The sequence below is a fragment of the Novosphingobium tardum genome, assembly GCF_042652045.1.
Taxonomy (GTDB): Bacteria; Pseudomonadota; Alphaproteobacteria; order Sphingomonadales; family Sphingomonadaceae; genus Novosphingobium; species Novosphingobium tardum.
On sequence record NZ_JBHSDR010000003.1, the window covers coordinates 152,580 to 176,626 of the forward strand.

Below are 24,047 nucleotides of genomic sequence, written 5' to 3' on the forward strand. Positions count from 1 at the left end.
GATAAGACACAAACGACAAATGGCGGCCCCCTCCAGGGGACCGCCATTTGCGCGTATTTATTCACTGGCAGCGCCCCGGTCAAATCCGGGACGGTTGCGGCAGCGATCAGTCCTGACGCGGCACCAGGTTGACCGCCGAGTACTTGCCTCGTCGATCCACCTCAAGGTCGAACTCGACCTTGTCGCCTTCGTTGAGCTCGCGCATCCCGCTCCGCTCGACGGCGCTGATGTGCACAAAGGCATCCGCCTCGCCATCATCGCGCGTGATGAAGCCGAAGCCCTTCATCGCATTGAAGAACTTGACCGTTCCGGTTGCCTTTTCGCCGGTAAGTTGACGCTGCGGCTTTTCAGCAGCGCGCGCTTCTACCGGGATGACATCGCCGACGACCTGCAGGTCGGCCGCGGACACCTTGCCCCCGCGATCGACCAGGTTGAATTCGAGCTCTTGGTTTTCAGCCAGGCCTTCGAGCCCCGCACGCTCGACAGCGCTGATGTGGACGAACACGTCCTCACCGCCATCGTCACGCTGGATGAAGCCGAAGCCCTTTTGCGAATTGAAGAACTTTACCTTGCCGCGGCCCGTGCCGACGACTTGGGCAGGCATGCCGCCGCCGCGCGGAGCACCGCCACCGGCACCGCCGCCGAATCGGCCGCCACCGCCGCCGCCGCCATAACCGCCGCCGCCGCCGCCGCCGCGATCGCCGTAGCCACCACCGCGATCACCGCCGAACCCGCCACGATCCTGGCCGCCGAAACCTCCGCCGCCGCCGTAAGGATCAAAGGAATCCTCGCCGAAACCGTCACGCTTGTCGCGACCCCGGCCGCGCCGCCCTCTATCGAAACTCATTCCCCAGATATACCTTCGCTTCGCCCTGATCCATGATCGGCCCGGCGGGTCTGGACGAACGACCCGCCGCGCGACAAAGCAAACCGAAGCCTTCAAAAACGGCTGGCCCTCTCCTTCGCGGGCCGGTTTATAGCGATGATTCTCGTCGAGAGCGAACGGATTCCTGCGGGAGCCCATGGCGGCTGCGGGCGAGTGTGACATTTGTGCAAATTGCGCATTACGCGGGGGGCTCTTGGCATCCCGTCGAGGACATGCGTAAAAGCCGCATGGACATCCTTGCCCTGCTCACCGATCCCGCCACTTGGGCGGCACTTCTCACCCTGATCGTTCTCGAGGTCGTGCTTGGCATCGACAACCTCGTCTTCATCGCGATCCTGTCGAATAAGCTGCCTCCCGAGCAGCAGCAGAAGGCCCGGCGGATCGGCCTGATACTTGCGCTCGTGATGCGCGTGGGGCTTCTGCTACTCATCGGGTGGCTGGTCACCTTGCAGGCCACAATCATCGACCTCGGCATTCAGGGCGCGCCGGGTCCGCATGGCGAGCAAACCTTCGAGACGGCGTTCAGCGGGCGTGACCTGATCCTCCTGGCCGGCGGCCTGTTTCTGTTGTGGAAGGCGACGAAAGAGATCCACCACAACCTCGATCCCGAAAAGGAAAGCGGCGAGCTTCTCGATCACGACAAGGGCTCGGTCACCATCGGCTTCGCATCCGCGATCGCGCAGATCATCGCGCTCGACATCGTCTTCTCGATCGATTCAATTCTCACGGCAGTCGGCATGACCGACGAAATCCCGATCATGGTCGCAGCCGTCATCATTACGGTAGGCCTCATGCTCATCGCCGCCGAGCCGCTGGCAAAATTCATCGAGCATAACCCGACGCTGGTCATGCTTGCGCTGGCTTTCCTCGTGATGATCGGCCTTGTGCTGATTGCCGACGGGTTTGGCTTCCATGTGCCCAAAGGCTATATTTACGCTGCGATGGCATTTTCCGCCTTCGTCGAGACGCTCAATATCCTTGGCCGCAATCGCCGCGCGCGGAAGCGCGCGCTCACAGAGGGCTGAACCCATGTTCCGCCGTATCGACGACAAGGTTTTCGCCAGTCCGCAAATCGCGATCGAGGACATTGCCGAGGCAAGGAGGCTCGGCGTCGGGATGGTGATCAACAACCGTCCCGAAGGCGAATCCGACGACCAGGTTCCCGGTTCCGAGATCGAGGCTGCCGCCCGCGCCGCGGGAATGGACTACGTTGCGATCCCCGTAACTCACTCCGGGTTCTCGCAGACCCAGCTTGACGCAATGCGCGCCGCACTCGACCGCGCCGGCGATGCGCCGGTCCTCGCATATTGCCGTTCGGGTACCCGCTCGACCCTGCTCTGGGCGCTGGCCGAGGCCAAGGCGGGGCGCAATCCGGCGGTGATTTCGGCGGCGGCTGCCCAAGCGGGCTACGATGTCTCGCCGATCCGAGCGCTGCTGGAATCACTGTCCGCGGGAGCGGCGTGAACTGGCTTGTGCTGGGCGGCTCGCTTGTCGCCGTTCTCGCGACTGCCGGTCTGGTAGCCTGGCTTGGCCTGGGCCGCGGCGCAGTGATCGCCGAAGAACAAGCGGCCCGCCTCGCCGAGCAACTTTTGCATGATTTCACTTCGCGCGATGTCTTCGTCGACCGCCAAGGCCGCTCCGCGCTGGTGCGCGGTGACGACGGCAGCTTTGCCCTTCTGCGCATTCAGGGAGCGCATCCGGTCGCTCGCCGCCTCAATTCCCCGATAGCGATGCAGAAGACACCCGAAGGCGTCGTAGTCTCGACCGGTGAGCGGCGCTTCGGCAAAACACTCATTGCCAATGACGAGTTGCTTGCCCTGTTGTAAGTTGCTTACGCCATTGTAAGTAACGCCGATGGCCGACCCGCATCTTCCCGATCCCGTCCAGCTCGCGGTGCCCGCGTTCGTGGCGCTCATGGTGATCGAGATTATCGCCTACCGTATGCGCATGCGGCGCGGGACGCTGGCCGGAACCGCGGGATATGAGCCGCGCGACACACTCACCTCGCTGCTGTTGGGCCTTGGCAGCACGATCGCCGGCGCGCTGTTCGGCGGGGTAGTGATCGCAGTCTTTGTCGCGGTGTACCGCTATCGCCTGTTCGACTTTGGCTATGTGTGGTGGGCTTGGCCCGCGGCCTTCGTTCTCGATGACCTTGCCTATTACTGGTATCACCGGTTCGGCCACCGTATCCGCTGGTTCTGGGCCGCGCACGTCATCCACCACACCAGCCAGCACTACAACCTGTCGACCGCGCTGCGGCAGACATGGACCGGCTTTTTCACGTTCGGGTTACTCTTTCGCCTGCCGCTGGTGGTGATCGGCTTTCCGCCGCCGCTGATACTCGTCGTGGGCGGGATCAATCTGATCTACCAGTTCTGGATCCATACCGAGCTCATCCGGAGGATGCCCGGGTGGTTCGAGGCCGTGATGAACACGCCCTCGCACCACCGCGTCCACCACGCGATCAATCCCCGCTACCTCGATGCCAACTATGCCGGCGTCTTCATCGTGTGGGACAAGCTGTTCGGCACCTTCGTGCCCGAGGAGGAGCGCGCAGGCGAGCCGATACGCTATGGCGTGGTCAAGCAGCTCGGAAGCTTCAACGTTCTGTGGGCAGCATTCCACGAATGGATCGCCATGGCGGTCGACGTCTGGCGCGCCCCGTGGGGTAGCAAACTGGGCTACATGATCCGCGAACCAGGTTGGAGCCACGACGGCAGCCGGGACAATTCGGAGCGGATTCGTGAAAAATGGGCCGCCCGCCGCGCGGCAACGGAGGGAGCCGCAATTGCGCAAGTTTGACGTTGTAGTGATAGGGGGGGGCAGCGCGGGATGCGCAGCGGTGGCCGATCTTTGTGCCGACCCGGACATTTCCGTATGCCTCGTCGAGGCCGGCGGACGTAACGACGATATCTTCGTGCGCACGCCGGGCCTGCTCGCGGCAATGCCCAAGCGCAGCAACTGGGCTTACGATACCGAGCCGATGGAGGGTCTGGGCGGACGAGTCGGCTACCAGCCGCGCGGCCGAGGCCTCGGCGGCTCGAGCGCCATCAACGGCATGGTCTACATCCGTGGCAATCCGTGGGACTACGACAACTGGAAGCAGCTCGGCTGCACCGGCTGGGGATGGGACGACGTACTGCCCGTGTTCCGCCGGCAGGAGGACAATGCCCGGGGCGCGGACGAGATGCACGGCGCCGGCGGCCCGCTTCACGTTTCAGATCAGCGATCGCCGAGCCATGTGGGTGAAGCATTCGTCGAGGCTGCCTGCCGCCTCCAGCTTCCGCGCAACGACGATTTCAATGGCCATCGCCAGGAAGGTTTCGGTCTCTACCAGGTGACCCAACACAATGGTGAGCGCTGGTCGGCCGCCAGGGCTTTCGTCGACCCGTTGAAGGGGCGGGCCAACCTCCACGTCGAAACCGGCGCGCTGGTAGAGCGGATCGTGATCGAAAATGGTCGGGCGACCGGCGTCGTAATCCGCAAGGGTGACCGGACCGAGACGATCGGCGCGAACGGTGCGGTCGTCCTTTCCGCCGGCGCGTTCGGCAGTCCTCAAATCCTGATGCTGTCGGGCATAGGTCCCGGCGGTCACCTGGCCGAACACGGCATCGATGTCGTGCGCGATAGCCCGGCGGTGGGGCAGGACCTCCAGGATCACTGCGACTATCTCGTCGGGTACGACCTCGACGATCCAAGCCTTTTCGGGGGAAGCGCCGCCGGACTGTTGCGGCTGGCACGCTCTTTCGTCGAGCATCGGTTGAAGCGTACCGGGATGCTGACAACCAACTTTGCCGAGAGCGGCGGGTTCGTCACCCTGCGTACCGACGCGCCGGCTCCCGATGTGCAGTATCATTTCATTCGCGCGATCATCCAGAACCACGGACGCGACCGGCTGAAGGAACACGGCTTTTCCCTTCATGCCTGCGTCCTGCGGCCGGAAAGCCGCGGCTGGGTTCGCTTGAAGAGCGCGGACCCGGCGGCGGCTCCCGCGATCAATCCGAACTTCCTGTCCGACGAGCGTGATCTGTCACTTCTTCGCGATGCCGCGAAGCTTATGTACCGGATCGCTGAAACCCCGCCGCTCAGTACGCTGGGGGCGCGGGACCGCAATCCCGTCGACTATCACGACAACGACGCGCTGGACGCCCGCATCCGGGCAGTTTCCGACACGATCTACCACCCGGCCGGAACCTGCCGGATGGGGCCTGCGTCCGATGACGTGGTCGACCCGCAGCTTCGCCTGCGCGGCGTCACTGGCCTTTATGTCGCGGACGCTAGCATCATGCCGCGATTGGTCAGCGGCAACACCAACGCGCCGTCGATCATGATCGGCGCACGCTGCGCGTCGTTCGTCCGCGCCGACCTGCGCTAACCTGCTTCTCACGAAAAAATGGGCCGAAGCTCGAAGCTCCGACCCAAGTCTGTTCGCAGGAGGAACATCGGATGGCGGGTCCGGGAAACCTTGGGAGAGGATGCCTCCCGGTCCCGCCAAACTGGTTGATCAGTAATTGTAGGCCCGCTCGCCATGCTCGGCGAGGTCGAGGCCCTCGCGCTCGGCTTCCTCGCTGGGACGAAGACCGAAGAGCTTGTCGACGATGAAGAATAGGATGGCCGAACCAACTCCCGACCACACGAGGGTCAGCAGGACCGCCTTGATCTGGGTGATGACCTGGCCCGCCATGTCGTACGTGCCGGGGACCGCCGGGAAGACCGTGTAGTCGAACCAGCCCTGGCCGCCGAGCGCCGGGTCGGCGACAATGCCGGTGGCGATCGCACCGACGATGCCGCCTACGCAGTGCACCCCGAAGACGTCGAGCGTATCGTCGTACTTCAGCGCGTTCTTCACCTTAGACACGAACAGGTAGCAGATCGGCGAGACGAGCAGCCCGAGCACGATCGAGGTCATCGGTGCGGCGAAGCCCGAGGCAGGAGTGATCGCCACGAGGCCCGCGACGGCGCCGGTTGCCCCGCCGAGGAGCGAAGGACGCCCGTGATGCAGCTGCTCCACGATGGCCCAGCTCACGGCCGCAGCGGCGGTGGCGACGAAGGTGTTGATAAAGGCGACGGCAGTAACCCCGTTCGCTTCAAGGTTGGACCCGGCGTTGAAGCCGAACCAGCCCACCCACAGCAGCGATGCGCCGATCATGGTCATGGTCAGCGAGTGCGGCGGAGTTGCTTCCTTTCCGAAGCCGACGCGCTTGCCGATCATGAGGCACCCGACAAGGCCCGCGATACCGGCGTTGATATGGACCACGGTGCCGCCCGCAAAGTCGAGCGCGCCCATCCGGAAAAGGAAGCCGGCGTCCGTGGGGTTGTCCGACAGGAAGTCGGGTCCGGCCCAGTACCAGACCATGTGCGCGATCGGAAAGTAGACCAGCGTCAGCCAGAGTACGACGAACACCATGAGCGGAGTGAACTTCACCCGCTCGGCAAAGGCTCCGACGATCAGCGCCGGCGTGATGCAGGCGAAGGTCATCTGGAACACAATGTAGGCGTATTCCGGAATGTACACGTTGTTGCTGAATGTTGCGGCGTAAGTCGAAGCCGAAACGCCCATCAGGAACGCCTTGCCGAAACCGCCGACGAATGGCGTCGAACCGCCGGTAAAAGCCATCGAGTAGCCCCAGCAAACCCAGACCAGCGACGCGATCGAAACGATCATGAACACCTGCATGAGAACGCTAAGCATGTTCTTGGTGCGCACGAGGCCGCCGTAAAACAGGGCCAGCGCCGGAACGCTCATCATCAGCACAAGCGCCGAGGAGATCAGCATCCAGCTCGTGTCGCCCTTGTTGACCATCGCGGCCATGGCTTCGACCGCGGGGGCCTTCACCAGCGTGGTAGTAGCAGCGGCGGCGGCCTCGGTCGCGGCCGGGCTGGGAACGGGAGCCGGTACGGCAGCGGCGACCGCAGCGGTCGTATCCTGGGCCCAGGCGGCGGCAGAGACAAACAGTCCCGTGCCCAGCGCGCCCGCGCCGGCAATCATTTTGCGGATCATGGTGTTGTCCCCCATGGATGGACTGTTGTTTGCATCGGCCCGGCTCACAGCGCGGTATCTCCGGTTTCACCGGTGCGGATGCGCGTGGCTGAGGCGAGGTCGAGGACGAAGATCTTGCCGTCGCCTATGGCTTCAGTGCTGGCGACCTGCTGGATCGTCTCGACGATCTGCGGAGCCAGGGCATCGGCTGCCGCGATCTCGATCTTCACCTTGGGCAGCATGTTCGTTGAGTATTCGGCGCCGCGGTAAATCTCGGTCTGGCCCTTTTGCCTCCCGAAACCCTTGACCTCGGACACCGTCATGCCGGCAACGCCCAGTTCGCTGAGCGCTTCGCGCACCTCGTCGAGTTTGAACGGCTTGATGATGGCGATGATGAATTTCATGCACGCCCCCTTACGCTGATCACCGGACCCGTTTCCGGCTTCGCATATGCAGCAAGGACCGTGCCAAACGCTCAGACGCTGAATTATGGAGTGTTTTTAAGCGCGTGGAAATTCGCACTCCAAAACTTCCAGCGCCCGCACGTTGTGCAATGCAGCAGGATTGCCTGTTTTTTAGGCAGCCTTGGCGTTGAGCTGGAGCGTTGCCCAGACCGGGAGATGGTCCGAACCCAGTGCTGCCAAGGGACTGTGGTGGACCCCGGCGCGCTCGATTTCCCATTCGCGGGAAACGACGATGCGGTCGAGTTGGGCGACGGGACGTCTTGCTGGGAAGCTGCGTCCCGCAGTGATCATTCGCCAGCCCGCGCCGAACTCGCGGAGCGCCGCGCCATTCTGCGACCAGTCGTTGAGATCGCCCATCAGGACCGCCGGACAATCCCCCTCGCAGTCGGCGAGGTGGCTGAGGACGCTGCGGACCTGTTGCCGCCGACGCAGCCCGGAAATATCGAGGTGCATCCCCACGACGCGCAGTGGTTTGCCGCCGACGAGAAGGTCGGCCCGTACCGCGCCTCGCGGCTCGAGCGTGGGGAGATGGACAATTCCAGCGCTGGCGACCTCGATCTCGCGGCGAACGAGCAGGCCGTTGCCGTGCCAGCCGAGCGAATTGGGCCGCTGGGCCAGATCGACGATTTGCCACGGCGTGTGATCGTCGATCGCCTGACGGGGAAGGACGCTCGTTCGCTCGCCGAACCGGCGGTCGCATTCCTGCAGGGCAATGACATCGGCGTCGATCTCCCGAAGGATCGCAAGAATGCGCTCGGGATCACGCCGCCGATCGAGGCCGACGCCCTTGTGGATGTTGTAACTGGCAACCTTGATCCGCACGAAAGCCCTGAACGCTCAACCGGCCCGCTCGGGACCAGCGATATATCGATCCGTCGGGCGGGTCGGCAGACCGTCGATGCTGGTGGTGCGGCCCTTGAACTTCTCTTCCCACGCGGTCGAGTCGGATTGCGCGTGATACTTGACCAGCGTCTGCCGCTCCTTGTCGAGGTGCATCACCGGAACGCCCCAGCCGCAGCTCGTCTGCACGCTCTCAACGATGACATCGAAAATCTGTCGCGTGCCGGGCATCAAGGTGAAGTGGGAGGCAAGCTCGTCCCAATCCGTGTCTGCCGGTAGCACGGGCCGGCCATGACCGTATATCCGCAGGATGAGCGCGGGCTGGGCGAAATTGCACATCATGATGGTGATGCGCCCATCGGCGGCGAGATGGGCGTGAGTCTCGTTGCCCGATCCCCCAAGATCGAGCCACGCGACCCGCGACGGCGACAGGACCCGAAACGTATCATACCCCTTGGGGCTGAGATTTATCCGCCCCTCGCCCGCGGCTGTCGCAACGAAGAACACGCATTGCCGCCCGATCATCGCGACGTGGTCGTCTGTCAGCGTGTCGGTGAAGTCGGCCATCAGAGAAACTCTTTGAGCGTCGCGATGAAGCGGTCGAACTGGTCGTGGTGCAGCCAATGCCCAGCGTTCTCGAACTCTATCACCTCGGCCGTGCGGAAGTGCTTTATCCTCCCGTCCTTGGCGGGATTGGAAGCCCAGCTGTTCGCGCCATAGAGGAGAAGAGTCGGGCAGGTGATCGCGTTCCACATTTCCTCGACGTTGCGCTGGGGCAGGTCGTTCGGCGGCCAGACATTGAGGTGTGGATCGAACTTCCAGGTGAAGGTTCCGTCCTCGTTGCGGTTGATGCCGTGGATTGTCAGGTGGCGGGCCTGCTCGTCCGTTAGGTAAGTGTTCTCGGCCTTCATCCGGGCCAGGGCTTCCTCGATCGTAGGATAGCGGCGCGGCAGCCGCGCGGCGGCGGCGCGCTTGTCGTCGAACCACTTGCGAACACGGTCGGTGTAGGGAACCGCTTCCTGCTCGGCCTGGACCTGCGGCGAAGGCCCCAAGCCTTCGATCGCCACCAGCTTGCGGACCTTGTCGGGATAGACCCCGGCATAGCGGGTGCAGACATTCCCGCCCATCGAATGGGCAACGATCGTGACCGGCGCCAAGTCGAGCTGATGGATCAGTTGGGCGACGTCATAGACCATGTCCATCGCCTGGTAATTGCCGTCCGAGGTCCAGTCGCTATCGCCGTGTCCGCGATGATCGAGCGCGATCACGTGCCAGTCGTCGCGCAATTCCTGCGCCGCCCAGTCCCAGCTACGGCAGTGGTCGCGGCCCCCGTGCACCATCAGGAGCGGCGGCTTGTGGGCATTGCCCCAATCGACATAATGCAGGCGAAGCCGCTGAGAGATGAAGCGCTGCGAAGTCGGTCCGGTGATCATCGCCTGTCCATATCCGCATCGTCCCTCTGCGCAACCCCGCCCGCGGGCGCTGCTAGCGTTCCTTGACCGCGCCGAATGCCAGCTCGGGATGACGTTCCTGCTGATAGCTGACGTCCCAGGCCGAACGCGCGAGGAACACCGGATCGCCGTCGCGGTCTCGCGCCAAGTTCGTCTTGTTGAAATCCGCAAAGGTCTTGAGCGCGTCCGGCGCTCCCTTCAGCCACCGCGCGGTGTCGAACGGCGCTGGCTCGAGCACAGCCTCGACCTTGTATTCCGCCTCGAGCCGGGAGACGAGAACTTCGAGCTGAAGCTGGCCGACTACGCCGACGATCCATTGCGCGCCGATCTCGGGATAGAAAACCTGGATCACACCCTCTTCCGACAGGTCGTCCAGCGCCTTGCGAAGCTGCTTCGTCTTGGTCGGGTCCTTGAGCTGGACCCGGCGCAGGATTTCCGGCGCGAAGTTGGGAAGACCGGTGAAACGCACCTCGTTGCGTTCCGAAAGTGTGTCGCCGACACGCAATGTCCCGTGGTTGGGGATCCCGATAATGTCGCCTGCCTGCGCAGTGTCAGCGATCTCGCGGTCCTGCGCGAAGAACAGGATCGGCGAATGCACCGCGATCGGCTTACCAAGGCCGGACGGCGTAAGCTTCATCCCGCGTTTGAAGGTGCCCGACACCATCCGCATGAATGCGATCCGGTCGCGGTGCTGGGGATCCATGTTGGCCTGGACCTTAAACACAAAGCCGGTAACCTCGTCGCGCTCCGGGGCAATTTCGCCCGCCTCTGAAGGCTGCGGGCGCGGCGGAGGCGCGTACTTCGCGATCGCGTCGATCAGTTCGGCCACGCCAAAATTCTTGAGCGCCGAGCCGAAGTACACCGGCGTCAGGTCGCCGTGGCGATAGGCCTCGATGTCGAAAGCGGGGTAGCCGACTGACGCCAGTTCGACTTCCTCGGCCACTTCCACCGGCAGCTCCGGGTCGATATCGATCTTCCCGAGAAATTCGCGACTGTCGCCTTCGGGGCGGCTCACGTGGCCGGTCGCAAGATCGAGTATGCCCTGGAACTGACCGCCCATTCCCACCGGCCAGCTCATCGGCGACACGTCGAGCGCAAGCGCATCGGCGACTTCGTCGAGCAGCGAAAAGCATTCGCGACCTTCGCGGTCGACCTTGTTGATGAAGGTGATGATCGGCACCGAGCGCATGCGGCACACTTCGAACAGCTTGCGGGTTTGCGGCTCGATGCCCTTCGCGGCATCGATCACCATGACCGCCGAATCGACCGCGGTGAGGGTGCGATAGGTGTCCTCGGAGAAGTCCTCGTGTCCCGGGGTGTCGAGCAGGTTGAAGGTGATCCCCCCACGCTCGAAGGTCATGACCGAGCTGGTGACCGAGATCCCGCGCTGCTGTTCGATCTTCATCCAGTCCGACCGCGCGCGCCGCGCCTGGCCCCGCGCCTTGACCTCGCCCGCGAGATGAATTGCCCCGCCCTGGAGCAGGAGTTTCTCGGTAAGCGTGGTCTTGCCAGCGTCGGGGTGAGAAATGATCGCGAAAGTGCGGCGGTTGGAAAGCTGGGACATGTCGCGCCCGCGCTTAGCCGCGCAGCGACCTCGCGTCGACCCTAGCCTGTCGCGTTTCCATCGCGGCTGCGGAGGCCGTGGCGAATAAGCTCGTTGGCGACCCGCGCCACATCGGCCAATGAACGGTTCGGGCTCATCACGCCGTAACGCAGGCCCAGGAACACGTTCATCCCCATGATCGCCCACCCGTGCACCTCGTCGACGGACGCCGATATCTCGCCTTTGGCCGCCGCCTTGCGCATCCGTTCGACGATGCGCAGCGCCGTGGTCTCGTAATGGAGATGCCACGCGTCGGGTGCGACGAATTCGGCTTCGTCTATGATCCGGTAGATTTCCTTGTGCTCGCGCGCGAACTCGAGAAACGCCTGCAGGCCTGCCTGCTCGGCATCCATCGCATTTGTCTTGGTCGACAGGACGGGAGCGACGTGGTCGCGCACCCTCCCCGACATGTCGAGGACAAGCGCCCGGAACAGCGCATCCTTCGATTCGAAGTAGGTGTAGAAGGAACCCAGCGCCACGCCCGCGCGGGCGGTGATGCTGACGATGGAGCTTTCGTGAAAACCGCGCTCGCCAAATTCGGCGGCGGCGGCATCGAGCAGGGCGCGCTGCGTGCGCCTGCCCCGCTCGGTGCGCGGTTCCTTGAATTCGACCGGAGACTGCTGCGCCACGCGCTCACCCAAGTCTGCCGCGACCGATAAGGGAACTGTGGCAGATTTATCGCGCCGCGCCAATCACGAGTCCCTTCCCGAAAATCCAAGTTGAAACATGGTTCAACTTTCAGCATAGCGCTCGCAACGCCGTTGGCAATCGCCAAAGCAGGTTATGCAGGGAGAGACACACCGATGAACTTCACAACCATGACGCGCGCCATTCTCCTGGCCGGTTCGGCCGGAAGCGCCTTGGCCTTTGCCCCCGTCGCCCATGCGCAGGACGCCACCGCGGCCAGCAGCAGCGTTGCCGCCACTGCCGACGAAGGCAACGAGAACGCCATCGTCGTCACCGCTCGCCGCCGCGAGGAAACCCTGCTCGACGTGCCTATCGCGATCACCGCCTATTCGGGCCAGGCCCTTGAGCAGGCGGGCACGCTGGATATCACGTCGATTGGCGACACCACGCCGAACGTGACGCTCGAGCCCTCGCGCGCCACCAACTCCACCCTGACCGCGTTCATCCGCGGCGTCGGCCAGCAGGACCCGGTCTCGGGCTTCGAGCAGGGCGTGGGCCTCTATCTCGACGACGTGTACCTCAACCGCCCGCAGGCGGCCGTACTCGATGTCTACGACGTTGAGCGGATCGAGGTTCTGCGCGGGCCCCAGGGCACGCTCTATGGCCGCAACACCATCGGCGGCGCGATCAAGTACGTGACCAAGCGGCTGGACGACAAGGCCTCGCTCTCTGCCCGCGCGACCTATGGCAGCTACAACCAGCTCGATGGCGTGCTGACGGCGAGCACACCCGTGGACAAGGATGGCGTACTTCGCATCGGCGGTTCGGTCGCGCGCCTGACGCGTGACGGCTTTGGCAAGAACCTCACCACGGGCAAGGACAACTACGACAAGAACATCTTTGCCGCCCGTCTTTCGGGCGAGATCCACGGCAACGGGATCTTCGTGCGGCTTTCAGGCGATTATACCAAGGACAAGAGCAACGCGCGCGGCGGCCATCGCCTGATCCCGGCGCAGCTTTCGGGGACCCCGGTCCTCAAGAACGTTTTCAACACGCAGGGTGGGCTGGACGATCCCAAGCAGGAGGTCGAGGCATACGGCGGCTCCCTGTTCATGGAAGCCAACCCCAACGATGTGCTGACCTTCCGCTCGATCACCGCTTATCGCAAGGACGACAGCGCCTCGCCGATCGACTTCGACGCCCTGCCCACGGTCGATGTCGACGTTCCCGGCTTCTACAAGAACAAGCAGTTCAGCCAGGAACTGCAGATGCTGATCGACACCGGGGGCTTCCACGGCCTGATTGGAGGCTACTACCTGGATGCGACCGCACTGACCCAGTTCGACGTGCGCCTGTTTACGACTTTCGCCGGGCTCGCCGCCTTTACCGATGCCGACGTGAAGACCAACACCCTCGCCGCATTCGGAGACTTCACCTACGATTTCAGCGATCAGTTCAGTGTTTCGGTCGGCGGCCGCTATACCTGGGACGAGCGTGGCGCGACCATCCTTCGCCAGAACTATCTGGGTGGCGGATCTCCGGTTTTCGGCGGCGCAGGCGTGCCGTTCGGCACCCCCAGCACCAATTTCCGGGGCAAGAACGTCTTCACCAAGTTCACGCCGCGCGCTTCGGTCAGCTTCAAGCCGACGCCGGACCACAACATCTACGCAAGCTTCTCGCAGGGCTTCAAGGGCGGCGGGTTCGACCCACGCGGCGTGGGCGTGAATGCCCCCGACACTAATGGCGACGGCGTGCGCAGCGATGCCGAGATCGCAGCCTTCCTCAGCTTCGCGCCCGAGAAGGTGAACAGCTACGAGATCGGCTACAAGGGGTCGTTGCTGGATCGCCGTCTCAATGTCGCTCTCGCGGCATTCCGGGCCGACTACACCGACGTCCAGATCCCGGGTTCGGTCGCCTGTACCGTCAGCGGCCTGCCCAGCTTCTGCGGCGTGGTCTCGAACGCGGGCAAGGCCCGCATCCAGGGCTTCGAGGCCGAGGCCAGCGCCAAGCTGGCACGGGACTTTGCGGCAGCCGGCGACGCTCTGACCCTTTCGGGTTCGCTGGGTTACATTGACGCCAAGTATCTCAAGTACATCTCGAACATCGCCAACAAGCCCACCGATGTGGCCGCCTACCGTCACGTGCAGAACACCCCGAAGTGGACGGCAAGCGGCACGCTCGCCTACACGACGCCGGTTGGTGAAGGCTCGATCGATGCCTCGACGACGCTGTCGTACCGCAGCAAGACCTACCAGATGGAGATCGCCAACCCCTATCTCGACCAGAAGGGCTACAGCCTGCTCGACGCGAACCTGGTCTACCACGCCGCGAATGACCGCTGGTCGATCGGCGTCCACGGCAAGAACCTCCTCGACAAGCACTACAAGACGTCGGGCTATCCCTTCATGGCCGCCGATCCGCTGACCGGTACGCTGCTGCGCAATCCCAACGGGACGCTGATCCCGGCGCTCGGCAAGGAAGGCACGCTCACCGCGTTCTACGGCAACCCGCGCCAGGTCTTCGTCACCGCGACGCTGAAATACTGACGCCTGATTGCAACGATCAACGACGCGGCGGGCCGGGAGAAATCCCGGCCCGCTTCGTTTCAAACCGCCCAATTTCTTTCAGACTGGTCGTATTGCGATGTCGAGGCGGAAGGATCGTTCAGCGCCCGGCGAGAGTAGCACGATCCCAGGCTTGGCGGATATGTCGCCGGCAAAACCGACAGGGTCCGCGATCCCCTGCCACGGTTCGATACACAGATAAGCTGCGCCCGGCTTCTGCCAGATGCCCAGCGTGGGCATGTCGGGAAAGGCAAATTCCACTGCCCCGCCCCCTGGCGCGCCAAAGCGCACGGCGCGGCTGTTAAGCCGATCCCAGATCAACGCGTCAGCTTCGAACAGCGGGGCTTCGGGAAAGAGCGTATCGCCCTCGACGGGTGAATATTCGCCTTCGGGAAGCAGCAGGCCGGAAGCCGGGTCCAACCGGCTTATAGGATGGGGTTCGGGGCGTTCGAAAGTGACCCTGTGCGCATCCTTGGCGGCGCCTCCGGGCAGGGGCCAGGCGAAGGCGGGATGAAAGCCGAAACTGAACGGCAGTGCTACCGAACCGGGATTGGCGACCGTCGCCGTCACGGTCAGCACCATTCCCGCAAGCGCATAGTCGACGTCGAGTACAAACGCGAAGGGATAGACCTCGCGTATCCGGGCATCGTCCGCCAGGCGAAAGGTCGCGCGTCCCGGTTCGGCCCGCACGACCTCGAACGTACTGGTCCGGGCAAAACCGTGCTTCGGCATCGCGTAGCGTTCGCCTCCGGTCCGATAAACGCCGCCATTGAGTGCTCCGACGATGGGAAACAGCAAGGGCGCGTGGCCGGTCCAGTATGCGGGATCGGCGTCGGTCATCCACTCATCGCCGCGCTGGTCACGCAGCGACCACAACTCGGCACCGATCGGATTGAGCTGGGCGGTGAGCCCGTCAGATCGGATCGTGACGAAATCGGTCATTGCTCGCCCACCGCGCTCGCGAGCAGCCGGCTGGCGCGCCAGTCAGGCTCGCGGAAGGCGCGCCGTTGCCAATCGGGCAGAAGCCTGTCGATCACGAGGAAGAGAGCGAGACCCTCGTCCTGGCTCCACTGGTCTCCCGCACGCCGCACGCCCGCCAAGGCCCGCGATGTCGCAATCGACCCACCGCGGGGCGAAACGTACCAGGCATAGGCAAGCCACTGGCCGAGGCCCTCCATCGTCAGGAAGACATCGTCCAGATCGCCGAGATATGCGCGACGGCCAATGAACCAGCGCGCACGGCGCTCGCGCATCATCCGCAGCGCTTCGCCCGCGAGGCGCCGTGCCTGCCTGGGATCTCGGGCGGCGGCAGCGGCGAACAGACGGTCCCGCTCGATCGCATATGCCGCCGCATACGCGGGATCCTTGCCGAATGTCTGCTGGACGATATCGTCGTTGAGATCGGCGCCGAGGTCGTTCGCACGTGCGATCGGATCGAGCGCCATAGTCGCCAGCGCGCTCTGCCGGGTGTGCGACATTTCGTGAAGCAGAACCCCGTCCATCAGGCGCTCGAGCCCCAGCGTGCTGGTCACCCCTGCCGCGCGCCAGACCGACGGCAGGCTCATCGCGAAATAGGGCGGATCGGCGGGCGATGCGAATGAGATAGGACCCATCGCGACCTGCCTGCCGTCCGGCATCGGCACCGTCGCGCCGTGTTCGACCGAGACTGCGCTGGAGATATCTCCGCGAGGCAACTTGTAGGCGCAACGCGAATCCACGGCGACGACCGTGGGCATGGGTCGGGAGTCCAGTCGCAAGAGTTCCGTCTCCGCAGAGCGCCAGTTCGCCAGCGCGCCGAGAAGCCAGGCACGATCGGACGCCGCCATTTCGCAGCGTGCATTCGTCGGTGCGGCAAACCCCGAAGCCGCACCGCAGGCCAGCGCCGCCGCAGCGGCGACCGACCACAGCGGTCTAGGCACGTAGGCTTGCCCCGGCCTTAGCCGCCGCGCTCACGATCCGGTCCGCGATCGCCTTGAGGTCCGCTTCGGTATAGCTCGTTTCGCCGGGCTGGAGGATGACCTCGATCGCCAGTGACTTGAACCCGTCCGGAACGCCCGCACCCCGGAAATCGTCGAACACTCTGGCCGAGACGATATTGGCCTTTTCCGCCCCGCGCACGGTGCGCAGCAGGTCGGCAGCAGGAAGCGTCGCGGGCACCAGAAAGGCAAAGTCGCGCGCGACCGGCTGGAGCGCCGGCGGCGCATATGATGTGCGCGCAAAGCCGGCGACACCCTTGCGCGCTGGTATGGCATCCAGGAAAATCTCCGCGGCGACGACCGGGCCGGCCACATCGAAGGCGCGGAGGGTCGCCGGATGCAGCAGCCCGAACCTAGCCAGCACAGTCTTGGGGCCGAGCCGGAGCGTGGCCGACTGTCCCGGATGAAACTGCTCTCCCGCCTCGCCCGACACCTGAAGACTCTCGACCGGAGCACCGGCTTCCGCAAGAAGCGCGAGCGTTTCGGCCTTTGCGTCGAACGCGTCGAATGGCACCGCCTTTCCGCTTGCCCAACCCCTGGGATTGCGGTCGCCCGCGAGGATCAGAGCCAGCGTCTCACGCTCGGCGCTCGTGCCGTCATCCGCGACGAGATAGCGGCGGCCGATTTCGAACAGCCGCACCGAATCCATCCCCCGCGCCTGGTTGCGGCGGGTCGCGGCAAGCAGTCCCGGCAGCAGCGACGGACGCATGACCTTCAGGTCTTCGCTGAGCGGGTTGGCCAACGACCACACCCCGCCACCGAACGCCGCGGCCTCGCCTTCGGGGAGGAACGACCATGTAATCGCTTCGACCAGCCCGCGCGCCGCCGCCGCACGGCGGACCCGGCGCTCCCGCGCCTGCGCCGGGGTGGCGGTAGGCCGCGCAACCCCGGGCGCGCGCAGGAGCGCGGTCGAGGGAACGTGCTCAAGGCCATGGATGCGGACCACTTCCTCGACGATGTCCGGCGCGCCATCGATATCCCGGCGCCAGCCCGGCGCGGTGACCAGCCAGCGTTCGCCGTTTTCAGCAGCGGTCGCGACGACGGTGAAGCCGAGCGCATCCAGAATGCGCTTCTGTTCCTCGTGCGGCACATCGATCCCGCCCAATCGGCCGCACAGCGCCGGATCATAGCCGACGACATGTGAGGCCGCCGGCGGTGCTCCGGCGCGCAGAACTTCGGAAACCTCGCCTCCGCACACTTCGGTGATCAGGCGCGTGATGAGATTGATGCCCGGGTCGAGGAAATCGGGATCGACCCCTCGCTCGAACCGGCTGCGCGCGTCGGATGCCAGCGCCAGCGCCTGTCCGGTTCGGCTGATTCGCTCCGGATCGAAATAGGCTACCTCGAGAAGGACATCGGTAGTCGCGTCGGAGCAGCCCGAATGCTCGCCGCCCATGATCCCGGCGATATCGTGCACGCCGGCATCGTCGGCGATCACCGTCATCGAACTGTCGAGGACATAGGCCTTGCCGTTGAGCGCGGTCACGCCCTCGCCATCCGTGGCCCGGCGCGCGAAAACCCCACCCTTGAGCTGCGCAAGGTCATAGGCATGGCTCGGACGGCCATAGGCCAGCATCACGTAGTTGGTGATGTCGACCAGCGCGGAGATTGGGCGCTGGCCCGCGCTCTTGAGGCGCGCCTGCATCCATGCCGGCGACGGTCCGTTGCGGACATTGCGGATCACCCGCCCGAAGAAGGCGGGGCAACCTTCCGGATCGTCGGTGCGGATCTCAACCGGGCAGGGGAAACTTCCGGCAACCGGTTCCGTCTCGACCGGGCGCAATGTGCCCAAGCCCGCCGCGGCGAGATCGCGCGCGATTCCGTAAACGCCCATTGCATCCGGGCGGTTGGGCGTGACCGCCACGTCTAAGACCGGATCGTCGAGCCCCGCGAATGCGGCGAACGGCAGGCCAACGGGCGCATCCGCCGAAAGCTCGATGATGCCGTCGTGCTCGTCGCCAAGTTCGAGTTCACGAACCGAACACATCATTCCGTTCGATTCGATGCCGCGAATGGCAGCTTTCTTCAGTTCCATGCCGTTTGCCGGCACCACGGCTCCCGGACTTCCAAGAACGCCGACGAGGCCCGCCCGCGCGTTCGGAGCGCCGCAGACGACCTGCAAGGGCACGCCGTCCCCGCGATCGACGGTCAGGATCTGGAGCTTGTCGGCCTGAGGGTGGGGCGCGGCAGTGAGCACCCGCGCGACGGTGAATCCCTCCAGCCGTTCGGCTGGATTGTCGATCCCTTCGACTTCGAGTCCGATCGCATTGAGACGCGCCGCGATCGTCGCGACGTCGGCATCGGTATCGAGGTGGTCCTTCAACCAGGAAAGCGAAAACTTCATGCCCGCGCCCCCGCCGAAGCCGGCGTCCCTACTCCGCCCGACAGGGTCGGAACGTCGAACGCGGAGAAGCCGTAGTGCCGAAGCCAGCGCAGGTCGCCGTCGAAGAAGGCGCGCAAATCGTCCATCCCGTACTTGAGCATGGCGAGACGGTCGACGCCCACGCCGAAGGCAAAACCCTGCCATTCCTCGGGATCGAGCCCGCAGGCGGAAATGACGTTGCGATTGACCATTCCGGAGCCCAGCAATTCCATCCAGCCGTGGCCCGGCGCATCCCCGTCACCGCCCAGCACCCGCCGCGTGCCTTCGAGGGCGAAGCCCACGTCGACTTCGATCGATGGCTCGGTGAAGGGGAAGTAGGAGGGGCGCAGACGCAGGACGATGTCGTCCCGCTCGAAGAATGCCTTGAGGAACGTCTCGAGCGTCCACTTGAGATGACCCAGGTGAATGTCGCGGTCGATGACGAGGCCTTCGACCTGGTGGAACATCGGCGTATGCGTCGCGTCGCTGTCGGAACGGTAGACGCGCCCGGGCGCGATGATCCGCAGCGGAGCGCCCTGGCTCATCATCGTCCGCACCTGGACGGGCGAGGTATGCGTGCGCAGCAACATCCGCCGGGGGCTGCCGTCGTCGCCGGCGACGGCGAGCTGGTTGGGAAAATAGAACGTGTCGTGCATCGCGCGCGCAGGATGGCTTTCGGGCATATTGAGCGCGGTGAAGTTGTGCCAATCGTCTTCGATCTCCGGACCGGTCGCAACGGAGAACCCCAGGTCGGCAAAAATCTCAGCAAGTTCGTCCATCACCTGGCTGACAGGGTGGACCGCGCCCCGCTGCGCTTCCGGCGCCGGAAGTGAAAGGTCGATTGTCTCGCTGGCGAGCTGGGCCTCGAGCGCCGCCTGCTCCATCGCCGCCTTGCGCTCGGCCAACGCGCCGGTCACCGCCTCGCGCAAGGCATGGATGCGCGGTCCGTCGACCTGGCGCTGCTCGGCGGTCATGGCGCCTAGGGTCTTCAACAGACCCGAGATCGTTCCCTGCTTGCCAAGGAAGTGGACCCGCAGCGCTTCGAGCGCGGCAAGGTCGGGAGCGGCAGCGATGCGCGTTTGCGCTTCGGCGCCCATGAGTTCGAGATCGGCCATGAGTTCCGTCGGAAAGATTGCGTTGCGCGGTCCTTAGTCGCGCGTCAGGCGCAGCCCAAGTCCAAAACCTCGCCAAGTCATTTGGCGTAGCGGGCGATGGTCGGCAGGTCGGTAGGCTCGACCGCGCCCGCATCCGCCATCCGCTGGCGCATGATCGGCTTGAGGATCGGATGCGGCAGCGCTGCGTACTGGCGCGGCGTCAGGCCCATGAATTCGCGGAAGTCGCGTACGAACTGCGCCTGATCGTGATATTGGCTGTCCAGCGCGCCGATCCAGTTCAGCGAGGGATCGAGCATGAAGTGCGCCAGGCTGCGCAGGAAGCGCTGGCGCCGCAGCAGCAGTTTTGGCGCGAACCCGAAATAGCGCCGGCTGATCCGCTCGAGCGAATGGGCGGGTAGCCCGACCCGCGCGGTCAGGTGCCCCACGGTGGCGGTCTCGGGATCCAGCAACGCTTGGTGAATTGCCGCGATCTGCTCTTCGTGCGCAACCGAAAGGTGAACCAGCGAAAGCAGGTGGTCGTCGATCCTGCGCGCCTCGGCGGCGGCGTCTCCCTGCCCATCGAACAGGCACCCCGCCAGAGCGGCGAAATTGGCAAATGCGGGGTGCGTTGCGCCGTCGACCGTGACGTTGGCAAGGCTGTCGGCCGGCGCGAGCGCAAACTTCGACCATCCGCGCGGCTGCAGGCCCACGCCCCAAATCCGGGACTTCTCAACCCCGAAGTGAATTGCGCGGCTGGTTGGACCATTGGCCACGAAAGGCCACTTGCGCTCCAGCTGACCGGGACCCACGCTGGCCACGGGGGGCTGGCCCTCGGTAAAGCGCAGCGCCGCCCATTCCGGGTGGAGATAGTCGTCGACCAGCGTTCCCGCGGGCGTTTCGATCTCGGTCAGGTAGAAGGCGGTCAGATACGGTTGCAGCGCGGGCGAAGGCCGGAAGAATTGAACGGAGATGCTGCTGCTTGCCGTCATGAGTGCCCCGCCGCCGGAATTCTTTCGCGCTGGTGAGTGCGAGGCAAACGCCGGACGCGCGGCACCCTGCCACTTTTCGGGGATGCCCTCAACCGGCGGAGATTCCGTCCGCGCCGGTCGGCGGATGGAGCGCCTGCACCGCCGCACCGGCATCGATCGCACGCTGGCGCATGATCGCTCCCAGGATCGGATGCGGCGCTGCTGCATAACTGCGAGGGCTGGTGCCCATGAATTGATGAAAGTCGCGCACGAACTGCGCCTGATCGTGATAATGGCTGTCGATCGCCCCGATCCATTTGAGCGACGGATCGAGCATGAATTTCGCAAGGCTGCGCATGAACCGCTGTCGCCGCAGCAGAGTGTGCGGAGCGAACCCGAAAACGCGCAGGCAAAGCCGCTCCAACGACCGCTGGGTAAGCCCGGCGCGTGAAGCGAAGTCACCAACGTCGTCGGTACTCGGATCGAGCAACGCCTCGTGCGCCGCGACGATTCTCGCTTCGCCCGGCAGCGGACCTTCATCCCTTGCCAGGAAATGCTCCTCGATCCGCGAAAGCTCGGCCGCCTCATCGTCCTGACCGTCGAAGAGCGTGTCGATCAGCGGTCGAAAGTCCGCGAACGCTGGGTGCGTCCGGCCATCGACCACGCAGTCCGCCAATACGCTCGCCGGGCCCGCGGCGAAGCGCGCCCAGCCCAGGGGCAGCAGGCCGATCCCCCACATCCGGGTCGTGCCGATCGCAAAACCGAGGGAGGAACTCGTAGGTCCCGTCGCGACCACATCCAGGCCGCTCACGACTTCGCCGTCGGCCAGGCGCGCGTCGGGGCGATCACCCTTTAGTATTCGCAGGTTGGCCCATTCAGGGTGCAGATGATCGACCACCCTTCCCCCATCCGTGATCGTGATCCGGGTGTGATAGAAGGTCGTGAAATAGCGGCGCAAAGTGGGCGAAGGCTGGCAGAACCGAACCTCCACATGGCATGGAGTCCGATCGGTCATCGTCAGATCGTGATCCGCGCGATCCATGTAACGGCCCTGTTTCCGGGCGAAGAAACCGCCCGAACCCGACGTCTAGCCTGTCTTGCCGCAGGGAGCAAAGCCAGCGGATACGAAAAGGGCGCCGGAAGTTACTCCGGCGCCCCTTGCGATACGATCAGTGCGCCAATCAGGCCGGCAAGGCCTTCTTGGCCTGCGCGATCACGCTGGCGAACACGCCTTCCTCGTTCATCGCGAGGTCGGCCATGATCTTCCGGTCCAGCGTGATGCCGGCCAGCTTCGCGCCATGGATGAACTGCGAATAGCTCAGTCCCTCGGCGCGGACGGCAGCGTTGATGCGCTGGATCCAGAGCGCGCGGAACGAGCGCTTCTTAACCTTGCGGTCGCGGTAGGCATATTGCCCGGCCTTCTCGACCGCCTGGCGGGCGACGCGGATGGTGTTCTTGCGGCGGCCCCGATAGCCCTTGGCCTGATCGAGGATCCGCTTGTGCTTGGCGTGCGTGGTGACGCCGCGTTTGATACGAGCCATGTGTCAGTACTCCTCAGTTCAGCCCGTAGGGCGCCCACTTTTTGATCACCTTTGCGTCCGCATCGGAAATCACGTCGGTGCCGCGGTGCTGGCGGATGTACTTGGCGTTGTGGCTGATCAGCCGGTGGCGCTTGCCGACCGCACCGTGCTTGATCTTGCCGGTGGCGGTGAGCTTGAAGCGCTTCTTTACGCCGCTCTTCGTCTTGAGCTTGGGCATTTTCGTCTCCTCTGGTGCGACGCGTCCGATCCGCCCTGGCAGCCCTAGATAGCCAGGCGAATCTTCGAATCCGTGTCGATGAAGTGCGCGCGCCTAATCGAGCACGCGCCAAAAGGCAAGCGTGACCGACGCTTCAGCGCGCGCCGGACGGCCCCGGATCGAACGCGCTCAGCCCGTTGTCGCGAAGGAAGGCGCGAAAATCGCCGTCCGGAATGACGCGGCTGCCTGGCGGAAGGGCGCGCGCGTAGAGGTATGCATCGGCGTCAACCGTTGCCCCGTCAGGCAGCGTCACGACAACCGACCGCCGCAGATATTCGCTCGCCGCCTCGTCGGCGGGATCGAACGCCTCGTAAGCGTCCATCCGGGGAAGGTCGCTCGCATCGATCGGGCGAACGACGGGATAGTAGTAACCCGAGATCCGCCCATCGCCCGGCACGAGTGCAGGATACCAGCCGCCGCCATGCGGTATCGCGTAGAGCGTTCCGCCGGTCCGCGCCGCCTGCCCCGGCCCCAGCAACGCATGAATCGCGCGCGCCACCGGGTGCGTGGCCTCGTGGGTCAGGGTGCCGTAGAAGAAGAAGCCGCGCACTTCCGCGCTCAGTGCCCGCAGGCCAGTGCCTCGACCACATCCTCGAGCCGCGCCGGATCGCCGAGCGCCAGGACATGGCCGTCGGAGCCGGCATGAAGCGGCTCGCCGGTCCAGTCGCACATAGTGCCCCCTGCGCCTTCCACGACGGGGACGAGCGCGGCGAAGTCATGCAGCTTGAGACCGGCCTCGCAGACGACGTCGACCTGCCCCGTCGCCAGCATGGCGTAGTTGTAGCAGTCGCCGCCCATCACCATCCGCCGATGATCGGTCCGCGCGGCAAGGGCCATGAAATGCTCGCCGTCGTGGTCGTCGAAATAATGCGGTCCGGTCGTTGCCAGCGTGGCGTGCGACAGGCCGGGGCAGGCGCGGGTACGAACTTCACGGCCGTTGAGCGTGGTCGCCCTGCCCGCAGCGCCGATCCAGCGTTCCTGCATGATCGGCTGGTCGATTACGCCGAGCACCGGCCAGCCCTCGACCACCAGCGCGATGAGCGTCCCGAACAAGGGCCTCCCCGCGAGAAACCCGGCAGTCCCGTCGATCGGGTCGAGCACCCAGGTCCGTCCGCTGGACCCTTCGCGCGATCCGAATTCCTCGCCGATGATACCGTCGCGCGCGGCTTCGGCCGCGAGGATCCTGCGCATCGCTTCTTCGGCAGCCCGGTCGGCCAGCGTTACCGGCGTCGCGTCGTCCTTGCGCTCGCTTGCCAGCCCGGTGCGGAAGTGCGGCACGATCGCGGCCCGGGCGGCGTCGGCCAGCCTCAGCGCGATGGCAATATCGTCGTCGATCTTCATGGCCGCTGGCTTTGCGCACACACCTGGCGGGGTCAAGCGCGGCCCCGGCAAAGCTGGCCCTATCGCGCCCGGATTTGCACTGCTAGGGCGATGG

The 24,047-nt window shown here is 64.8% G+C and carries 24 protein-coding genes; 6 read left to right on the forward strand and 18 right to left on the reverse strand.

Going from position 1 to position 24,047, the window contains the following annotated elements:
* Positions 1–106: 106 nt before the first annotated feature.
* Positions 107–847, reverse strand: coding sequence for a cold-shock protein (locus ACFO0A_RS00885; RefSeq protein WP_379537095.1), 741 nt, complete (start codon positions 845–847; stop codon positions 107–109).
* A gap of 266 nt (positions 848–1,113) precedes the next feature.
* Here ACFO0A_RS00885 and ACFO0A_RS00890 point away from each other — a divergent pair, with 266 nt between their 5' ends.
* The 5 genes from ACFO0A_RS00890 to ACFO0A_RS00910 are packed head-to-tail and all read left to right on the forward strand — an operon-like array spanning position 1,114 to position 5,261.
* Complete coding sequence (locus tag ACFO0A_RS00890; RefSeq protein WP_379538131.1) at positions 1,114–1,911, forward strand: TerC family protein; 798 nt, start codon at positions 1,114–1,116, stop codon at positions 1,909–1,911.
* Between the two features lie 4 nt (positions 1,912–1,915).
* Positions 1,916–2,350, forward strand: a complete 435-nt coding sequence (locus tag ACFO0A_RS00895; protein ID WP_379537096.1) for a protein tyrosine phosphatase family protein — start codon at positions 1,916–1,918, stop codon at positions 2,348–2,350.
* Positions 2,347–2,712: a hypothetical protein gene (locus ACFO0A_RS00900; RefSeq protein ID WP_379537097.1), complete on the forward strand. Its 366-nt coding sequence runs from the start codon at positions 2,347–2,349 to the stop codon at positions 2,710–2,712. The genes ACFO0A_RS00895 and ACFO0A_RS00900 overlap by 4 nt, the downstream gene beginning before the upstream one ends.
* Before the next feature lie 28 nt (positions 2,713–2,740).
* Entirely contained in the window at positions 2,741–3,688 is a 948-nt protein-coding gene (locus tag ACFO0A_RS00905; protein ID WP_379537098.1) for a sterol desaturase family protein, read from the forward strand.
* The gene (locus ACFO0A_RS00910; RefSeq protein WP_379537099.1) at positions 3,675–5,261 is read left to right on the forward strand and encodes a GMC family oxidoreductase; all 1,587 of its coding nucleotides are present in this window, start codon (positions 3,675–3,677) and stop codon (positions 5,259–5,261) included. The genes ACFO0A_RS00905 and ACFO0A_RS00910 overlap by 14 nt, the downstream gene beginning before the upstream one ends.
* Positions 5,262–5,390: 129 nt before the next feature.
* Here the strand turns inward: ACFO0A_RS00910 and ACFO0A_RS00915 are convergent, their stop codons facing one another.
* The 7 genes from ACFO0A_RS00915 to ACFO0A_RS00945 all read right to left on the reverse strand — a co-directional run bounded on the left by ACFO0A_RS00915 (position 5,391) and on the right by ACFO0A_RS00945 (position 11,853).
* A complete protein-coding gene (locus ACFO0A_RS00915) occupies positions 5,391–6,887 on the reverse strand; it encodes an ammonium transporter (protein WP_379537100.1) in 1,497 nt (498 codons plus the stop codon).
* A 44-nt stretch (positions 6,888–6,931) separates the two neighbouring features.
* A complete protein-coding gene (locus tag ACFO0A_RS00920; RefSeq protein WP_379537101.1) occupies positions 6,932–7,270 on the reverse strand; it encodes a P-II family nitrogen regulator in 339 nt (112 codons plus the stop codon).
* Between the two features lie 171 nt (positions 7,271–7,441).
* Positions 7,442–8,152: an endonuclease/exonuclease/phosphatase family protein gene (locus tag ACFO0A_RS00925; protein ID WP_379537102.1), complete on the reverse strand. Its 711-nt coding sequence runs from the start codon at positions 8,150–8,152 to the stop codon at positions 7,442–7,444.
* A gap of 15 nt (positions 8,153–8,167) precedes the next feature.
* Positions 8,168–8,737 (reverse strand): pyridoxamine 5'-phosphate oxidase family protein, encoded by a 570-nt coding sequence (locus ACFO0A_RS00930; protein ID WP_379537103.1) that lies wholly within the window; start codon positions 8,735–8,737, stop codon positions 8,168–8,170.
* Complete coding sequence (locus ACFO0A_RS00935) at positions 8,737–9,603, reverse strand: alpha/beta fold hydrolase (RefSeq protein ID WP_379537104.1); 867 nt, start codon at positions 9,601–9,603, stop codon at positions 8,737–8,739. Before ACFO0A_RS00935 ends, ACFO0A_RS00930 begins: the two co-directional genes overlap by 1 nt.
* Before the next feature lie 52 nt (positions 9,604–9,655).
* Entirely contained in the window at positions 9,656–11,185 is a 1,530-nt protein-coding gene (locus ACFO0A_RS00940) for a peptide chain release factor 3 (protein ID WP_379537105.1), read from the reverse strand.
* Positions 11,186–11,226: 41 nt separating this feature from the next.
* Positions 11,227–11,853 (reverse strand): TetR/AcrR family transcriptional regulator, encoded by a 627-nt coding sequence (locus tag ACFO0A_RS00945; protein WP_379537106.1) that lies wholly within the window; start codon positions 11,851–11,853, stop codon positions 11,227–11,229.
* A 174-nt stretch (positions 11,854–12,027) separates the two neighbouring features.
* On the opposite strand from ACFO0A_RS00945, the gene ACFO0A_RS00950 reads away from it, so the two are divergent.
* Positions 12,028–14,397, forward strand: coding sequence for a TonB-dependent receptor (locus ACFO0A_RS00950; protein ID WP_379537107.1), 2,370 nt, complete (start codon positions 12,028–12,030; stop codon positions 14,395–14,397).
* A gap of 78 nt (positions 14,398–14,475) precedes the next feature.
* Here the strand turns inward: ACFO0A_RS00950 and ACFO0A_RS00955 are convergent, their stop codons facing one another.
* From ACFO0A_RS00955 to hisN, 10 genes are all read right to left on the reverse strand, one after another.
* The gene (locus ACFO0A_RS00955; protein WP_379537108.1) at positions 14,476–15,357 is read right to left on the reverse strand and encodes an aldose 1-epimerase family protein; all 882 of its coding nucleotides are present in this window, start codon (positions 15,355–15,357) and stop codon (positions 14,476–14,478) included.
* Positions 15,354–16,334 (reverse strand): hypothetical protein, encoded by a 981-nt coding sequence (locus ACFO0A_RS00960; protein WP_379537109.1) that lies wholly within the window; start codon positions 16,332–16,334, stop codon positions 15,354–15,356. The genes ACFO0A_RS00955 and ACFO0A_RS00960 overlap by 4 nt, the downstream gene beginning before the upstream one ends.
* Complete coding sequence (gene pheT, locus ACFO0A_RS00965; protein WP_379537110.1) at positions 16,327–18,735, reverse strand: phenylalanine--tRNA ligase subunit beta; 2,409 nt, start codon at positions 18,733–18,735, stop codon at positions 16,327–16,329. Before pheT ends, ACFO0A_RS00960 begins: the two co-directional genes overlap by 8 nt.
* A complete protein-coding gene (gene pheS, locus ACFO0A_RS00970; protein WP_379537111.1) occupies positions 18,732–19,868 on the reverse strand; it encodes a phenylalanine--tRNA ligase subunit alpha in 1,137 nt (378 codons plus the stop codon). Before pheS ends, pheT begins: the two co-directional genes overlap by 4 nt.
* A gap of 77 nt (positions 19,869–19,945) precedes the next feature.
* Positions 19,946–20,836 carry a helix-turn-helix domain-containing protein gene (locus ACFO0A_RS00975; RefSeq protein ID WP_379537112.1) on the reverse strand — a complete coding sequence of 297 codons (891 nt, stop codon included), beginning with the start codon at positions 20,834–20,836 and terminating at the stop codon, positions 19,946–19,948.
* Positions 20,837–20,924: 88 nt separating this feature from the next.
* Positions 20,925–21,857 carry an AraC family transcriptional regulator gene (locus ACFO0A_RS00980; RefSeq protein WP_379537113.1) on the reverse strand — a complete coding sequence of 311 codons (933 nt, stop codon included), beginning with the start codon at positions 21,855–21,857 and terminating at the stop codon, positions 20,925–20,927.
* A gap of 139 nt (positions 21,858–21,996) precedes the next feature.
* Entirely contained in the window at positions 21,997–22,356 is a 360-nt protein-coding gene (gene rplT / locus ACFO0A_RS00985; protein WP_379537114.1) for a 50S ribosomal protein L20, read from the reverse strand.
* Between the two features lie 13 nt (positions 22,357–22,369).
* Complete coding sequence (rpmI, locus tag ACFO0A_RS00990) at positions 22,370–22,573, reverse strand: 50S ribosomal protein L35 (RefSeq protein ID WP_379537115.1); 204 nt, start codon at positions 22,571–22,573, stop codon at positions 22,370–22,372.
* A gap of 133 nt (positions 22,574–22,706) precedes the next feature.
* Positions 22,707–23,162 carry a gamma-glutamylcyclotransferase family protein gene (locus ACFO0A_RS00995; RefSeq protein ID WP_379537116.1) on the reverse strand — a complete coding sequence of 152 codons (456 nt, stop codon included), beginning with the start codon at positions 23,160–23,162 and terminating at the stop codon, positions 22,707–22,709.
* A gap of 8 nt (positions 23,163–23,170) precedes the next feature.
* Complete coding sequence (gene hisN, locus ACFO0A_RS01000; protein WP_379537117.1) at positions 23,171–23,953, reverse strand: histidinol-phosphatase; 783 nt, start codon at positions 23,951–23,953, stop codon at positions 23,171–23,173.
* Positions 23,954–24,047 lie beyond the last annotated feature (94 nt).

Coding starts and splice junctions, on each gene's coding strand:
- ACFO0A_RS00920 (WP_379537101.1), bottom strand. CDS start 7,270: ATGAAATTCATCATCGCCATCATCAAGCCGTTCAAACTCGACGAGGTG.
- ACFO0A_RS00955 (WP_379537108.1), bottom strand. CDS start 15,357: ATGACCGATTTCGTCACGATCCGATCTGACGGGCTCACCGCCCAGCTC.
- pheS (WP_379537111.1), bottom strand. CDS start 19,868: ATGGCCGATCTCGAACTCATGGGCGCCGAAGCGCAAACGCGCATCGCT.
- ACFO0A_RS00980 (WP_379537113.1), bottom strand. CDS start 21,857: ATGGATCGCGCGGATCACGATCTGACGATGACCGATCGGACTCCATGC.
- ACFO0A_RS00975 (WP_379537112.1), bottom strand. CDS start 20,836: ATGACGGCAAGCAGCAGCATCTCCGTTCAATTCTTCCGGCCTTCGCCC.
- ACFO0A_RS00905 (WP_379537098.1), top strand. CDS start 2,741: ATGGCCGACCCGCATCTTCCCGATCCCGTCCAGCTCGCGGTGCCCGCG.
- ACFO0A_RS00895 (WP_379537096.1), top strand. CDS start 1,916: ATGTTCCGCCGTATCGACGACAAGGTTTTCGCCAGTCCGCAAATCGCG.
- ACFO0A_RS00950 (WP_379537107.1), top strand. CDS start 12,028: ATGAACTTCACAACCATGACGCGCGCCATTCTCCTGGCCGGTTCGGCC.
- ACFO0A_RS00930 (WP_379537103.1), bottom strand. CDS start 8,737: ATGGCCGACTTCACCGACACGCTGACAGACGACCACGTCGCGATGATC.
- ACFO0A_RS00940 (WP_379537105.1), bottom strand. CDS start 11,185: ATGTCCCAGCTTTCCAACCGCCGCACTTTCGCGATCATTTCTCACCCC.
- ACFO0A_RS00890 (WP_379538131.1), top strand. CDS start 1,114: ATGGACATCCTTGCCCTGCTCACCGATCCCGCCACTTGGGCGGCACTT.
- hisN (WP_379537117.1), bottom strand. CDS start 23,953: ATGAAGATCGACGACGATATTGCCATCGCGCTGAGGCTGGCCGACGCC.
- ACFO0A_RS00915 (WP_379537100.1), bottom strand. CDS start 6,887: ATGATCCGCAAAATGATTGCCGGCGCGGGCGCGCTGGGCACGGGACTG.
- ACFO0A_RS00935 (WP_379537104.1), bottom strand. CDS start 9,603: ATGATCACCGGACCGACTTCGCAGCGCTTCATCTCTCAGCGGCTTCGC.
- pheT (WP_379537110.1), bottom strand. CDS start 18,735: ATGAAGTTTTCGCTTTCCTGGTTGAAGGACCACCTCGATACCGATGCC.
- rpmI (WP_379537115.1), bottom strand. CDS start 22,573: ATGCCCAAGCTCAAGACGAAGAGCGGCGTAAAGAAGCGCTTCAAGCTC.
- rplT (WP_379537114.1), bottom strand. CDS start 22,356: ATGGCTCGTATCAAACGCGGCGTCACCACGCACGCCAAGCACAAGCGG.
- ACFO0A_RS00885 (WP_379537095.1), bottom strand. CDS start 847: ATGAGTTTCGATAGAGGGCGGCGCGGCCGGGGTCGCGACAAGCGTGAC.